12 protein-coding genes are annotated in these 12,755 nt (G+C 62.1%); 1 reads left to right on the forward strand and 11 read right to left on the reverse strand.

Annotated elements, in window-relative coordinates; all coding sequences use genetic code 11:
• Nucleotides 1-4 precede the first annotated feature (4 nt).
• The 11 genes from G3O01_RS22455 to G3O01_RS22505 form a co-directional block, all read right to left on the reverse strand.
• A complete protein-coding gene (locus G3O01_RS22455; RefSeq protein ID WP_205807535.1) occupies nucleotides 5-817 on the reverse strand; it encodes a carbohydrate ABC transporter permease in 813 nt (270 codons plus the stop codon).
• The gene (locus tag G3O01_RS22460) at nucleotides 805-1,683 is read right to left on the reverse strand and encodes a sugar ABC transporter permease (RefSeq protein ID WP_205807537.1); all 879 of its coding nucleotides are present in this window, start codon (nucleotides 1,681-1,683) and stop codon (nucleotides 805-807) included. The genes G3O01_RS22455 and G3O01_RS22460 overlap by 13 nt, the downstream gene beginning before the upstream one ends.
• A gap of 103 nt (nucleotides 1,684-1,786) precedes the next feature.
• Nucleotides 1,787-3,058, reverse strand: coding sequence for a sugar ABC transporter substrate-binding protein (locus G3O01_RS22465; protein WP_205807538.1), 1,272 nt, complete (start codon nucleotides 3,056-3,058; stop codon nucleotides 1,787-1,789).
• A gap of 178 nt (nucleotides 3,059-3,236) precedes the next feature.
• Nucleotides 3,237-3,866, reverse strand: a complete 630-nt coding sequence (locus G3O01_RS22470; protein WP_205807548.1) for a nucleotidyltransferase family protein — start codon at nucleotides 3,864-3,866, stop codon at nucleotides 3,237-3,239.
• Nucleotides 3,863-4,909 carry an XdhC family protein gene (locus G3O01_RS22475; protein ID WP_205807550.1) on the reverse strand — a complete coding sequence of 349 codons (1,047 nt, stop codon included), beginning with the start codon at nucleotides 4,907-4,909 and terminating at the stop codon, nucleotides 3,863-3,865. The genes G3O01_RS22470 and G3O01_RS22475 overlap by 4 nt, the downstream gene beginning before the upstream one ends.
• Nucleotides 4,910-4,932: 23 nt before the next feature.
• Nucleotides 4,933-6,123, reverse strand: coding sequence for a VWA domain-containing protein (locus tag G3O01_RS22480; protein ID WP_205807552.1), 1,191 nt, complete (start codon nucleotides 6,121-6,123; stop codon nucleotides 4,933-4,935).
• Nucleotides 6,117-7,013 carry a MoxR family ATPase gene (locus tag G3O01_RS22485; protein WP_205807554.1) on the reverse strand — a complete coding sequence of 299 codons (897 nt, stop codon included), beginning with the start codon at nucleotides 7,011-7,013 and terminating at the stop codon, nucleotides 6,117-6,119. The genes G3O01_RS22480 and G3O01_RS22485 overlap by 7 nt, the downstream gene beginning before the upstream one ends.
• 8 nt (nucleotides 7,014-7,021) lie before the next feature.
• The gene (locus tag G3O01_RS22490; RefSeq protein WP_205807556.1) at nucleotides 7,022-7,672 is read right to left on the reverse strand and encodes an SRPBCC family protein; all 651 of its coding nucleotides are present in this window, start codon (nucleotides 7,670-7,672) and stop codon (nucleotides 7,022-7,024) included.
• A 30-nt stretch (nucleotides 7,673-7,702) separates the two neighbouring features.
• Nucleotides 7,703-10,117, reverse strand: coding sequence for an aerobic carbon-monoxide dehydrogenase large subunit (locus G3O01_RS22495; protein WP_205807558.1), 2,415 nt, complete (start codon nucleotides 10,115-10,117; stop codon nucleotides 7,703-7,705).
• 16 nt (nucleotides 10,118-10,133) lie between these two features.
• Complete coding sequence (locus G3O01_RS22500) at nucleotides 10,134-10,664, reverse strand: (2Fe-2S)-binding protein (protein ID WP_205807560.1); 531 nt, start codon at nucleotides 10,662-10,664, stop codon at nucleotides 10,134-10,136.
• A 22-nt stretch (nucleotides 10,665-10,686) separates the two neighbouring features.
• The gene (locus G3O01_RS22505) at nucleotides 10,687-11,553 is read right to left on the reverse strand and encodes a xanthine dehydrogenase family protein subunit M (RefSeq protein ID WP_205807562.1); all 867 of its coding nucleotides are present in this window, start codon (nucleotides 11,551-11,553) and stop codon (nucleotides 10,687-10,689) included.
• A 227-nt stretch (nucleotides 11,554-11,780) separates the two neighbouring features.
• Here G3O01_RS22505 and G3O01_RS22510 point away from each other — a divergent pair, with 227 nt between their 5' ends.
• Nucleotides 11,781-12,584 carry a LytTR family DNA-binding domain-containing protein gene (locus G3O01_RS22510; protein WP_205807564.1) on the forward strand — a complete coding sequence of 268 codons (804 nt, stop codon included), beginning with the start codon at nucleotides 11,781-11,783 and terminating at the stop codon, nucleotides 12,582-12,584.
• Nucleotides 12,585-12,755: the final 171 nt, after the last annotated feature.

The following is a 12,755-nucleotide window of genomic DNA, read 5'->3' on the forward strand; positions in this document are numbered from 1 at the left end:
CTCCTTACTTTCCTTTGAGCATCGAGTTCAGCAGGCGGCTCAGCGCGCCCACGAAGATAATTGGCGGCAGTGCCAGCAGCACCGTCGACGCGTTGATCACACCCCACGGCACTTCCTGTCCCAGCGAAGTAAATGCGGAAGCCACGACGGGCAGCGTCGCGCTGTGCGACGAGGTCAGCGCGAGGCCGATCATCAGTTCGTTCCATACAAGTACGAAGCTGAAGATGATCCCGCCCATCAGCGTGCTCGCGCAGGTCGGCAATGCGACGCGCCAGAACACTTCGTATGGGCCGCAGCCGTCGAGCGTGGCGGCTTCCTCGATCTCGCGCGGCACGCGCTGGAAGACGGGAATCGACAGCCACGTAATGGTCGAAAGCGTCGTGAGCAGATACGTGACGATCATCGAGAAGCGCGTGTCGTACAGCCCGAGATCGACCCAGATCGCAATCAGCGGAATCGCGACGGCCACGGGCGGCAGGAAACGCAGCGACAGCAGAAAGAACTGGATATCGCGCTTGCCCGGCACGTGATAACGCGCAATCACATACGCGGCGGGCACGCCGAGCAGCGTTCCAAGCAGAACAGCCGTACCGACGATCACCGAACTATTGCCGAGCGCAATGAGTACTTCAGGGCTTGAAATAACTTGCCGGTAGTTATCGAGTGTCGGGCTGAAGAAGAAGCGCGGCGTCGGCGTGACGATATCGAGCAGGTTCTTTAGCGAATTGAGTACGGCCCAGAACACCGGAAATACCGCAACCAGCGCCAGTGCAATGCCAAACAGGAGAACCGTGCTGCGGGGGATCAGTCTTCCCATTTGTTCACCCGTTTCCAGATAAAAGTGAAGATCAGCGTTGTCGCGACCATCATCAGCACAGCCATGCTCGACGCGTACGACACCTTGCCCGAGAGACCGATACCTTGCGAATACGCGTACATGTCCAGCGTTTCCGTCGATACACCCGGTCCGCCTTTGGTCATCACATAGATCAGATCGAACGAACGCAGCGACTCGACCATCTTGATGAACACGAGACTCATGATGGGCGCCTTGAGCATTGGCAGCGCGATGTACGCATAGACCTGCCACGTCTTTGCGTAGTCGAGACGCGCGGCTTCGAGCGGCTCCGGCGGCAAGGTCTCCAGCAGTTTCAGCACGACTACCGAGAAGAACAGGCCCCACTGCCAGATATCGACAAGCGCGACAGCGTAAAGCGCAAAGCTCGGATCAGAGAGAAACGCCGTATTCTGAATGCCGACGAGTCCCAGCATCCAGCTGAGAATACCCGTCAACGGCGAGTACATGAACTTCCAGATAAATGCAGCCGATACACGCGGCAGCAGCACTGGCGTAATCAGCAGCACGCTGATCGCGTTGCGCATGCGGCCATGAACGTTCTCGAACAGATAGATCGCAATGACAACGCCGACCGCAACCGCACCTACCACAGTCACGATTTCCCAGATCGCAGAGACTTCGATTGAATTAACAAAGCGACGATCGGAAAAAAGACGCGCGAAGTTACGAAACCACACGTACTCGCTATCCGAATAGCGCAGCACGCGGTTTCTCAGTGCGAGATTGATGGCAGCAATAGTGGGCACGAGACCCAGCACCGCCATCACGATCAGCGGCGGCACGAGAAAAACGAACGGAAGACTGGTCTTTCCGCGATTGAACATACGACACCTCGACAGCCGATGAAGCCGGAAGGCAATACGAGCCTTCCGGAACGGAACGGATTGAACCGGGCAGAGACGAACGCTCTGCCCTCACCTGCACACGCTATTTGCGCGCATGCTCCATCGCGTCCTGCGCATATTGCGCAGCGTCGTTCAATGCGCCGGGCACATCCTTCTGCGTACCCGTGAAGACTTCTTCCAGCGCGACACCGAGGTTGTCACCGATATCAGGCCACTGTGCGCTCGGCCAGAACGTGACCTTGGATACAGGCGTCGTATCTTTGAGGCCCGCCAGAATCTGCGGCTTCACATGCTTCTGGAAGTAATCGCTCTGCACGGTGCTCGTGCGGTTGTAATCGCTGAATACGTTCTCGCGCAGACGAGCCTGCTCCTGCTCCTTGCTGGTCGCGAATGCGATGAATTTGCCCGCAGCCTGACGCGTGCATTCGTCTTTCGCGCCAATCGACGAAATGGCGAGACCATGACCGTATGCCGCCGAAGGCAGCGGTGAAGGCGGCTTCGTGTAGCCGACCTTGTCCGCCACGCTGGATTTCGTGGGGTCTTCCATCCAGTCCGCGAACGGCGTCGATTCGATCATGAACGCGACCTTGCCGGAACGGAATGCTTCGAGCGCATTACTCCAGTCGTAGGTAGCCGAGCCAGGCGGCGCATACTTGAAGAGGTCCGCGTATAGCTGCGTCGCCTTCACTGCGGCCGGTGAATTGAATGCCGCCTGCTGGTTCTTGTCGGTCCACGTGCCGCCTTCTGCGAGCATGAACGGCGCCCACCGCCACACGTTCATGCCCGAGCCGCGTTGTCCGCGCGCAACCCAGCCGTACATATTGGGCGGCGAATTCAGCTTCTTGATGTCGGCGACGAGTTCATCCAGCGTGCGCGGCACCGGCATGTGCGCTTTCTCGAGTACATCGCGGCGATAGAACAGGAAGTCCGACCCGCCGATCAGCGGTGCAAAGTACGCCACGCCCTTATAGCTCGCGACATCGCGGCGGCCGGGCAGGAAGTCGTTGTAGTCGGCGTCCTTCGGGTAGTACTTGAGCAGCGGCACGATCCAGCCCGCCGAAGCGAACTCGGCGACGTTCGCTTCGTCGACGTAATAGACCTGATACGAACCCGCGCCCGTCGACGCATCGAGACGCGACTTCGCGCGTCGGTCGTTTTCGCCGAAGTAGCTGATTTCAACCTTGGTGCCCGTGCGCTTCTGGTAGTCCGCGAGGGACTTTTCCATGACGGTCAGGCCCAGACTCTTCTGCGCCAGTACCTTGAGGACGGGAACGTTGCACGATTGCGCAAACGCCGAGAGGGGCAAAGCCGCGCCGATGAGGGCACACGCTGCCGAATAGCGGAACCTGTTCACTGCTGTCTCCTGAAGGATTTTTGTGTCGATCGCGTTGTTATCCTCGGGCCGGCTTTAACACACCCGTGAATACGGTGGCTAAGTTAACACCCGCGAAACACGCGATCCACGCCAAAACGGATCAGCAGTTCAATACTTTTTGCTCAGCTTTTGTGTGCGATGCAAAATTTCGTGTTGGTTACGAGGCAACTGTATGACCGAGGCCATTGACGCGCCTGACGACGCGCTCGTAATCCTCCGGTGTGTCCATGTCGACGGCAAAGCGGTCATGCGTGGCTTCGTAGACGAACACTTCGTCGCCGTGCTCCGCAATCAGCTTGCGGCAACCCGGATTCACATGTCCGTTCACGACTTCGGGCGCATAGCTCGCTGCGAACAGCACGGGATTGCCGCGCGCGCCTTCGCACATCGGCACGAGAATCGAGCCGCGCGGCATCGATGCATAGGCATCTACGAGTTCGCGATAGTCGGCGGTCTCCAGCAAGACCTGGTCGGCGAGACAGATCATCACGACATCGCACGGCGCCCGCAAAGCGGCGACGCCCGCTGCAACGGACGTCATCTGCCCTTCGCGATAGCGCGGGTTGCTCTGGAAGCGCACATCGAGTCCGTCGAGCGCCTCGATGACAGCACGCCCATTGAAGCCCGTCACGACCACGATTTCATTCGGTTGCGCTGCGCTCAACGCGCGCACGACGCGTCGCACAGCCGGCTCGCCGCCAACGGGCAGCAGCAGCTTGTGACGCCCTTCCATGCGCGAGGACAAACCTGCAGCGAGCACGACCGCCGAAAAGGTGACACTGTTCATCGCGCCTCCACGTGCAGGCCGGATTCGCCGTGCGCCGCGGCCAGATAGCGTTCGGGTTCGCGCTCGAATTCGGCCTTGCAGCAGTCGCAGCAGAAATACACCTTCTGCCCGCCGTACTCGACGACATGCTTCGCGCTCGCGATTTCGATGCTCATGCCGCATACAGGGTTCCGATAGCGCGCCGCATCGACGGCAGGCAGGTCGGGCGCTTCGCAAGGTGTCAGTTGCGGCACGGCTTCCGTCTGCACACCAGCGTGTGCGGCCGACTCTGACGCGCTGGCATCCGCCTGTTCGCGTTCGTGCCGAAGCGCAACCAGTCCCGCGACCGCGCCCAGCGCGATTTCCTGCGGCGTGTGCGCGTGAATAGCCGGTCCCGCCGGTGCGTGCAGCACGGACAGACGCGCTTCGCCAATACCACGCGCTCGCATCGTCTCGCGCAGCCTGTCGGCCTTGCGGCGGCTCGCGATCAGCAGCACCGCCTCGACCTGGCTGCGCAGCGCCGCTTCGAGCGCGTCTTCATCACCGTCGCCTTGCGTGGCAACGAGCGCGTACATCGCGCCCGCCCGATCCAGCGACGCGGCATCGAAACGCGCTTCGCCCGGATGTGCCGCTTCGGCAGCCATACTCGCGCGCAAGCCCATACGCCGTGCGAGCACACAGGCCTCGTGCGCGGCAGGTGTCGCGCCGAACACGACCACGAGTGGCGCGGGCACGGTCGGCTGGATGAATAGCTCCAGTGCGCCGTTGCTCGCGCACGGCATCGCATGCGCTTCGACTTCCGCATCGGGCGCCGAAGGCTCGTTGCTGATGCGCACGCGCCTTGGCTGTCCGCAGCGCATCGATTGCCGTGCCGCTTCGATCACGATCGCCCGCGCGCAACCGCCGCCAATCCAGCCGTGCAGCGTCCCGTCACGATCCACCAGCGCCTGTGCGCCGACTTGCGTCGAGGTCGGCGGCGCAGCACGAATGACCGTGACGACGGCAAACGGCACGCCCTCCGCGATCAGTCGCTGCTCGAGTTGCAGCAAGCCAGCCGTGTTCATGGCAGTCTCGAAAGATTCGGCGTTCATTGCAGCGCCCCGAGTATTTGAGGAAAGATGCGTTCGAGGCTCGCGAGATCGCGCGCCCCGGCGAACAGATCGAGATGCGGTAACGCGGCCTGCATCCCCGCGCTGACGGGCGAGAAACCGGGACGGTCGGCGAGCGGGTTCAGCCACACGAGCGAGTGGCAGCGCCGCTTGATCTCGGCCAGCGCTGTATCGAGCAACACGGTATCGCCCGCGTCATAGCCATCGCTCACGATCACCACGGCCGTGCGCGCATGCAGCAGGCGCGGCGCGTAGTGCGCGTTGAATCCCGCGAGGCTCTCGCCGATGCGCGTGCCGCCCGCCCAGCCTTCCGAGATCAGATGCAGCCGTTCCTGCGCGCGATGCGGATCGGGATCGCGCAGCGCCTCGTCCACGCAAACGAGCCGCGTATGGAACATGAAGCAGTGCACGTCGGGCAGCCGCGCGCCCAGCACCCGCGCGAGGCGCAGAAAGAAAAAACTGTAGAGGCTCATCGAGCGGCTCACGTCGAGCATCAGCACGATGCGCGGGCGCTGCCGCCGTTTGCGGCGCCACGCGATGTCCACGGGCAATCCGCCGCGCGGCACGCTGCGGCGTATCGTCGAGCGCAGGTCGATCGTGCGCCCCTGGCTTGCGCGCTGCTCGCGGCGCGTTGCGATGCCGCGCAGTCGCTGCGCAAAACGGCGCAGCGCGGCGTCGATCGCGAACAGTTCGCTGCGGTCGTTCAGATGGCGGAAATCGGCATGTGCGAGCGAATCGGATTGCGTGGCGCCTTCGTCGGCGGTCGCGCCTTCGCCCGGCGAGCCGCCACCGGGTCCCGCAAGCGAGATCGGCGAGCCTTCGCTTGCGTCAGAAGGCGCCTGCGTTTCAGCACGCTCCAATGGCCCCGCACCGCCCGCACGCGACTGCGCAAGACTGCGCCGGTTCGGCACGAGAAAATACGCGTTGAACAGATCGTCAAAACGGCGCCATTCCTGCGCGCGCGAGCACAGCAACGCGCGCAGGCTCCAGCGCAATACATCGCTGTCGAGTTGTCCCATGCGCTGCGCCACTTCCATCGACGCAGCGACATCCGCGCTCGTCACGCTGAAGGCGTTCTCGCGCAGCCAGCCCGCAAAGCCGGCATAGCGCGCGACGAGCAAGCTCGCCAGGTCGCTGGAAGGCGTGCTGGCATCGAAGCCCGTCAGCATGACGCCACCAGTTTTTCGACGACGGGCCGCGTGAGACCCGCCTGATCCTCACGCGTCTTCACCAGCGCGGCGAGCGAATCCATCACGCGGTCGACACCGTCTTCATCGAGCGCGCTCACGCCGAGACGCAGCAGCGCGGCGACCCAGTCGAGCGTTTCGGCGAGACCGGGCTTGCGACGCAGCGCCATCTGACGCACCGCGTGCACGAATTCGACCACCTGACGCGCGAGCGCTTCGGGCACATCCGGCACCTGCGTTTGCACGATCATCAGTTCGCGCTGATAAGTCGGATAGTCGACGTACTGGTAGAGACAGCGGCGGCGCAGCGCATCGGAGATTTCGCGCGTGCCGTTCGACGTGAGGATCACATAGGGCCGCTCGGTCGCGCGGATCACGCCGAGTTCGGGAATCGACAACTGGAAGTCGGACAGCAGTTCGAGCAGATAAGCTTCGAACGCTTCATCGGTGCGGTCGATCTCGTCGATTAGCAGCACGGGCGCGGGCGTCGTCGTGATCGCTTCGAGTAACGGACGCTTGAGCAGATAGCGCTCGGAGAAGATGTCCTGTTCCTTGTCACGCAGCGGCCGCGCATCCTGTTCGAACAGCTTGATGGCCAGCAGTTGATGCGCGTAGTTCCACTCGTAGAGCGCCGCGTGCGCATCGAGCCCTTCGTAGCATTGCAGCCGGATCAACGGCACGTCGAGCAGACGTGACAGCGCCTTTGCCACTTCGGTTTTGCCGACGCCCGCCTCGCCTTCCAGCAGCAGCGGGCGGCGCATTTCCATCGTCAGCAGCAAGGCGGCTGCAAAACTACGCTCGGCGATGAAACCGTGGCTCGCGAGCCGCGCCTGCAACGCGACGACGTCGGGCATGCGGTCGGTGGGCGTCATGACGCACCTCAACGGCCTTGGGCCTTGTGTGAGAAGCGTCCGTGCAGCCAGTCGCGGATCATCGCCCAGACGAAAGCAAAGCCGTTCAGTTCGGCAGCTTGCGTGGGCGGTGGCGTGCTCGCGCGGGCGGCGGGCGCGATGGTCTCCTTGTCTGTCTGTGCAGTCTCTGATTGCGGACTGTCGATGGAAACGGGCTGTGCCGCCTGCATCGCATCGAGCCGCGCCGCGAAGTTCGCGACGAACTGCTTGAGCAACTGCTCCGACGCGGGCGCCATCAGACGGCCGCCGATCGCCGCTGCCTTGCCGCTCATCGTCACTTCGCTCTTGCCTGTCAGCGTACAGGCTGCATGCGTCGGCTCCACGGCGGCCGTCAGGTCCATCGTCGCGGCCGAGCCGCCCGACGCATCGGTGCCTTTGCCAAGCAGATGCAAACTGCGCGCGGCGGCATCGAGCGCGAGCACTTCGATATCGCCTTTGAACGACATCGTTGCCGGCCCGAGGCGCACGGTGATCGTGCCTTTGTAGTGCGTGTCATCGATGCGCTCCGTGATCTTCGCGCCGGGCATGCAGGCGGCGACGGCTTCGATGTCCTGCATCAGTTGCCACGCGCTGTCGGCGGAAGCGGCGAGCGGAAAGGCCTTGTCGAGTACGACTTTCATACGTGTCTCCCTGTCGCGTAACGGCGCGCTTCACGCGGGCCGCGTGAGACCCAGCGCGCGGCATTGCTGCCACACGCGATACGCGTTGTGCGGCATGTTCATATGCGTGACGCCGAGATGCGCGAACGCATCGACGACGGCGGACGTGAAGCACGGAATCGAGCCGACATGCGGCGATTCAGCGACGCCCTTCGCGCCGATCGGATGATGCGGCGACGGCGTGACCGTATAGTCGGTTTCCCAATGCGGTGTCTCGACGGCTGTGGGAACGAAGTAATCGAGCAGCGTCGCGCCGAGCAGATTGCCGGATTCGTCGTAAGGCAGTTCCTGCCCTAGCGCGACCGCGAAGCCTTCCGTCAGCCCGCCGTGAATCTGCCCTTCTATGATCATCGGATTGATGCGCGTGCCGCAATCGTCGAGCGCGTAGAAGCGTCGCACGCGGATTTCGCCTGTGTAGCGGTTCACGTCGAGCACGCATATGTAGGCGCCGAACGGGAACGTGAAGTTCGGCGGGTCGTAGTAATCGACGGCTTCGAGGCCCATTTCCATGCCTTCGGGCACGTTGTTGTACGCGGCCCAGGCGACTTCCTTCACTGACTTGAACTGATCCGGCGAGCCCTTCAGCACGAAACGGTCGAGATCGAATTCGACGTCGTCGGGACTCGCTTCTAGCAGATGCGCCGCGATCTTGCGCGCTTTCTCGCGAATCTTGCGCGATGCACGCGCGACGGCGGCACCCGCAACGGGCGTCGAACGCGAGCCATAGGTGCCGAGACCATATGGCGCGGTGGACGTGTCGCCCTCTTCGACCGTGATCTGTGACGCGGGAATCCCAGCCTCCGATGCGATGATCTGCGCGTAGGTAGTCTGATGCCCCTGCCCCTGCGTGATCGTCCCCATACGCGCAATGGCCGATCCATCGGGATGCACGCGGATTTCGCACGAATCGAACATGCCAACGCCGAGGATGTCGCACATCTTCGAGGGCCCCGCGCCCACGATCTCCGTGAAGTTCACCACGCCGATGCCCATCAGCCATTCCGCGTCAGGATCGGCGCGGCGCTTTGCCTGTTCGGCGCGTAGCTCGTCGTAATGAACAGCAGCCAGCACTTTGCGCAACGCAGGTTCGTAATCGCCGGAATCGTACTCGAGGCCGAGCGGCGTCGTATAAGGAAACTGCTCCTTGCGGATGAAGTTGCGCAGCCTGATTTCAGCCTTGTCGATGCCGAGCTTTTGCGCGAGCACGTCCACCATCCGCTCGATCAGATACACCGCCTCCGTCACGCGGAACGAGCATCGATAAGCGACACCGCCTGGAAACTTGTTCGTGTACACGCCATCGACGGACACGAACGCGTTTGGAATCGCATACGAGCCGGTGCAGACATGGAACATGCCCGCGGGCCATTTGGTGGGATCCGCGCAGGCATCGAACGCGCCGTGATCGGCGACGACGTTCACGCGCAGCGCCTTGATGCGTCCGTCCTTGTCGGCGGCGAGTTCGCCTGTCATGTGATAGTCGCGCGCGAAGGCCGTGCTCGACAGATTCTCGTTGCGCGACTCGATCCATTTGACGGGACGCCCAAGCACAATCGAAGCGACGATCGACGTCACATAGCCTGGATACACACCAACCTTGTTGCCAAAGCCGCCGCCGATATCCGGCGAGATGATGCGTATCTTCGATTCCGGTATCGACGACAGCAGCCCGACCACCGTACGCACGACATGCGGCGCCTGCGACGTGATGTAGACGGTGAGATCGCCGCGCACCTTGTCGAACGACGCAACGCACCCGCACGTTTCCAGCGGACACGGATGCACACGCGGATACAACATGTGCTGTTTCACCGTGACGTCCGCGTTCTCGAACATGCGGTCGGTCTTGTCGCGGTCGCCCATCGTCCACGTGAAGATGTGGTTCGGATGACGACGCGCGCCGTGCGCGCCCGTCTCCTTGTCGCGGATGTCTTCGCGAATCACGGGCGCGTCGGGTTCAAGCGCCGAGAACGGATCGATCAGTGCCGGAAGTTCCTCATATTCGACTTCGACGAGTTCGGCTGCATCGGCGGCAACGTAGCGGTCGTCGGCGACGACGAACGCGACTTCCTGATTCTGGAAGCAGACCTTTTCGTCAGCGAGCACGGCTTGCACATCGCCCGCGAGCGTCGGCATCCAGTGGAGTTTGAGCGGCTTGAGATCATCGGCGGTCAGCACGGCATGCACACCGGGATGCGCAAGCGCAGCCGATTTATCGATTCGCTTCACGCGCGCGTGCGCATACGGACTGCGCACCATCACGCCGAACAGCATGCCCGGCATCTTGATGTCGTCGACGTACGTGCCTTTGCCCTGAATGAAACGCGGATCTTCGCGGCGCTTGCGCGAACAGCCCATGCCTTCGAGCGCGGCGAGACGGTCGAGATTGGTGTCGAGATTGCCCATGACGTGTCTCCCCGCGTCAATGAGCGTGCGCCGCGTCCGCTTCCATCAGCGGATGCGAGCTTTCAACTTCCACGCCGCGCAGCTTGCGCGCGGCATACTGCACGGCTTTGACGATGTTCTGATAGCCCGTGCAGCGGCACAGATTCCCTGCCATCCAGTAGCGGATTTCCGCTTCCGTCGGATCCGGATTTTCCTGCAGCAGACGATACGCGCGCATCAGCATGCCGGGCGTGCAGAAGCCGCACTGCAGACCGTGTTCCTGCATGAAGCCTTCCTGCAGCGCGTGCAGTTCGCCGCCCTGCGCGAGCCCTTCCACCGTCTTCACGGCAGCGCCTTCGGCCTGCACCGTCAGCACCGTGCACGACTTTACCGACGTGCCGTTGAAATCCACCGTGCACGCACCGCAATGCGACGTCTCGCAACCGATATGCGGCCCGGTATGCAGGCATTTTTCCCGTAGCGTGTGAATCAGCAGTTCGCGCGGTTCGACCACGACGTCGACCTCGCTGCCGTTCAGCTCGAATGACACCATCGTCTTCTTGCCCATCTCGTGTTCTCCCGGGGTGTGCTCAATGTGCGGATCGTTCGTAAGCGGTGTGCAGTGCGCGGCGCGTCATTTCGCCCACCATCGCCCGCTTGTACTCGTCGTCGCCGCGCAGGTCGGGGACGGGGTTGCACGCGGCCATCGCGCGGCGCACGGCTTCGTCGACGTGCGCGTCGTCGAAAGGCTCGCCGCGCAGTGCGGCTTCGGCGTCTGTCGCGTGGATCACCGTGTCGCCGACATTCGTCAGAGCAATGCGCACATCGTCGACACGGCCGCCACGCATACGCAGCGTCACCGCCGACGCCGCCGTCGCGAAGTCGCCCGTCTTGCGCTTGAGTTTCGCGTAGCAGTAGCCGGTGCCGGCAGGCGGCACGGGAATGCGAATGGACGTCAGGATTTCCGCGGGTTCCATCAGCGTCGCGTAGGTGCCGATGAAGAAGCCATCGGCGGGCACGATGCGCTCGCCTTGCGCGCCTTGCAGCACGAAGGATGCATCGAGCGCGATCATCAGCGCGGGATGATCGTTGCCGGGGTCGCCGTGCGAGATGTCGCCGCCCAATGTGCCGCGATACCGCACCTGCGGATCGGCAATCTGCCGCGCGCCCTCGACGAGCAGCGGACATTTCTCTTGCAGCAGCGCAGACCAGATCAGCTGGTTTTCCGTCGTCATCGCGCCGATGTGTAACACGCCGTTGTCTTCCCTGATGCCCTGAAGCTCGGCGAGCTTGCCCAGGTCGATCAGATGCTCGGGCTGCGCGAAACGCAGCTTCATCATCGGCAGCAGGCTGTGGCCGCCTGCCAGCAGCTTTGCTGCGTCGCCGTGCTCGCCCAGTAACGCGAGCGCTTCCGGCAGCGTCTGTGGCGCGTGGTATTCGAAAGGTCGGGGAATCACGTCAGTCTCCTGTATCGACGCGGGACTTTGTTGCTGTTGTGGTCCATCCGGGGTTGAGGATTTCACAATGCAATGCAGCAATTCAACGCGATTTCCCAAACGGCGGGCTGATTGCGTCGACAGCCAGAAAACTTGCGTGAAAAAGGGAAAAGACTTAAAACGGAGGCACCGCTCCGGCATCGAACTTGCCGTGCGCAGCGGGATGGGCGCCTCGGGGAGAACCCTGCATGACACCGTTCGAACACGCCACGCCGACCACCGATGCACGCCGCGGGGAGACCTTCCAGCATCGCCTGGAACAGTTCAATCCGGGCGTGGTATGGCTCGACGCTCAGGGGCGCGTCAGTGCATTCAACGATGTCGCGTTGCAGGTTCTCGGGCCGGCGGGCGAGCAGTCGTTAGGTGTTGCGCAGGACAAGCTGTTTGGCATCGATGTCGTGCAGCTTCATCCAGAGAAGAGCCGCGACAAGCTGCGGTTTCTACTGCAATCGCGCGATGCGGGTGGATGCCCGGTGAAGTCGCCACCGCCTGTGGCGATGATGATCAATATTCCTGATCGTATTTTGATGATCAAGGTGTCGCGCATGCTGGATATGCATGGTGCCTGCGGCACGTGCATGATCTTCTATGACGTGACGGATCTCACTACCGAGCCTTTGAGTGAAACGCGTGTGGGGACGGATGCCGCGCCTAGACGCCTTCTCAAGATTCCTGTTTATCGCAAGAACCGTGTGATTCTGATTGATCTGAAGGACATTATCCGGTTTCAGGGTGATGGGCATTACACGACTATCGTGACTAAAGATGATCGCTTTCTCTCGAATCTTTCCCTTGCGGATCTCGAATTGCGGCTTGATAACAGTATTTTTTTGCGTGTGCATCGGAGTCATATTGTTAGTTTGCCGTATGCGATTGAACTCCTTAAGGCTGATGAGAGTATGAATCTGGTGATGGGGGACGCTGACAGGAGCGTTGTGCCTGTTAGTCGGGCGCGGGTCGCGCAGTTGAAGGAAAGGTTTGGAGTGAGTTAAGGTTTTTTTGTCTTGCGACGTTGGGGTGGTTTGCTATTTGTCTTCGCTGGCATCCGCGTTAGCGCCTACGCGGCGCAGGCGTTGCCCCTGTGCGGGGCGGCACTTACTTTCTTTGCCGCCGCAAAGAAAGTAAGCAAAGAAAGCGGGCTAACACCGCCCGTTCTTGACCTC

The sequence above is a fragment of the Burkholderia sp. Ac-20365 genome (genome assembly GCF_017104715.1).
Classification (GTDB): Bacteria; Pseudomonadota; Gammaproteobacteria; order Burkholderiales; family Burkholderiaceae; genus Paraburkholderia.

What these genes read in the sequence shown, in the direction of transcription:
- G3O01_RS22455 (WP_205807535.1), bottom strand. Translation starts at nt 817, where the DNA reads ATGGGAAGACTGATCCCCCGCAGCACGGTTCTCCTGTTTGGCATTGCA.
- G3O01_RS22510 (WP_205807564.1), top strand. Translation starts at nt 11,781, where the DNA reads ATGACACCGTTCGAACACGCCACGCCGACCACCGATGCACGCCGCGGG.
- G3O01_RS22490 (WP_205807556.1), bottom strand. Translation starts at nt 7,672, where the DNA reads ATGAAAGTCGTACTCGACAAGGCCTTTCCGCTCGCCGCTTCCGCCGAC.
- G3O01_RS22460 (WP_205807537.1), bottom strand. Translation starts at nt 1,683, where the DNA reads ATGTTCAATCGCGGAAAGACCAGTCTTCCGTTCGTTTTTCTCGTGCCG.
- G3O01_RS22480 (WP_205807552.1), bottom strand. Translation starts at nt 6,123, where the DNA reads ATGCTGACGGGCTTCGATGCCAGCACGCCTTCCAGCGACCTGGCGAGC.
- G3O01_RS22500 (WP_205807560.1), bottom strand. Translation starts at nt 10,664, where the DNA reads ATGGGCAAGAAGACGATGGTGTCATTCGAGCTGAACGGCAGCGAGGTC.
- G3O01_RS22485 (WP_205807554.1), bottom strand. Translation starts at nt 7,013, where the DNA reads ATGACGCCCACCGACCGCATGCCCGACGTCGTCGCGTTGCAGGCGCGG.
- G3O01_RS22470 (WP_205807548.1), bottom strand. Translation starts at nt 3,866, where the DNA reads ATGAACAGTGTCACCTTTTCGGCGGTCGTGCTCGCTGCAGGTTTGTCC.
- G3O01_RS22475 (WP_205807550.1), bottom strand. Translation starts at nt 4,909, where the DNA reads ATGAACACGGCTGGCTTGCTGCAACTCGAGCAGCGACTGATCGCGGAG.
- G3O01_RS22495 (WP_205807558.1), bottom strand. Translation starts at nt 10,117, where the DNA reads ATGGGCAATCTCGACACCAATCTCGACCGTCTCGCCGCGCTCGAAGGC.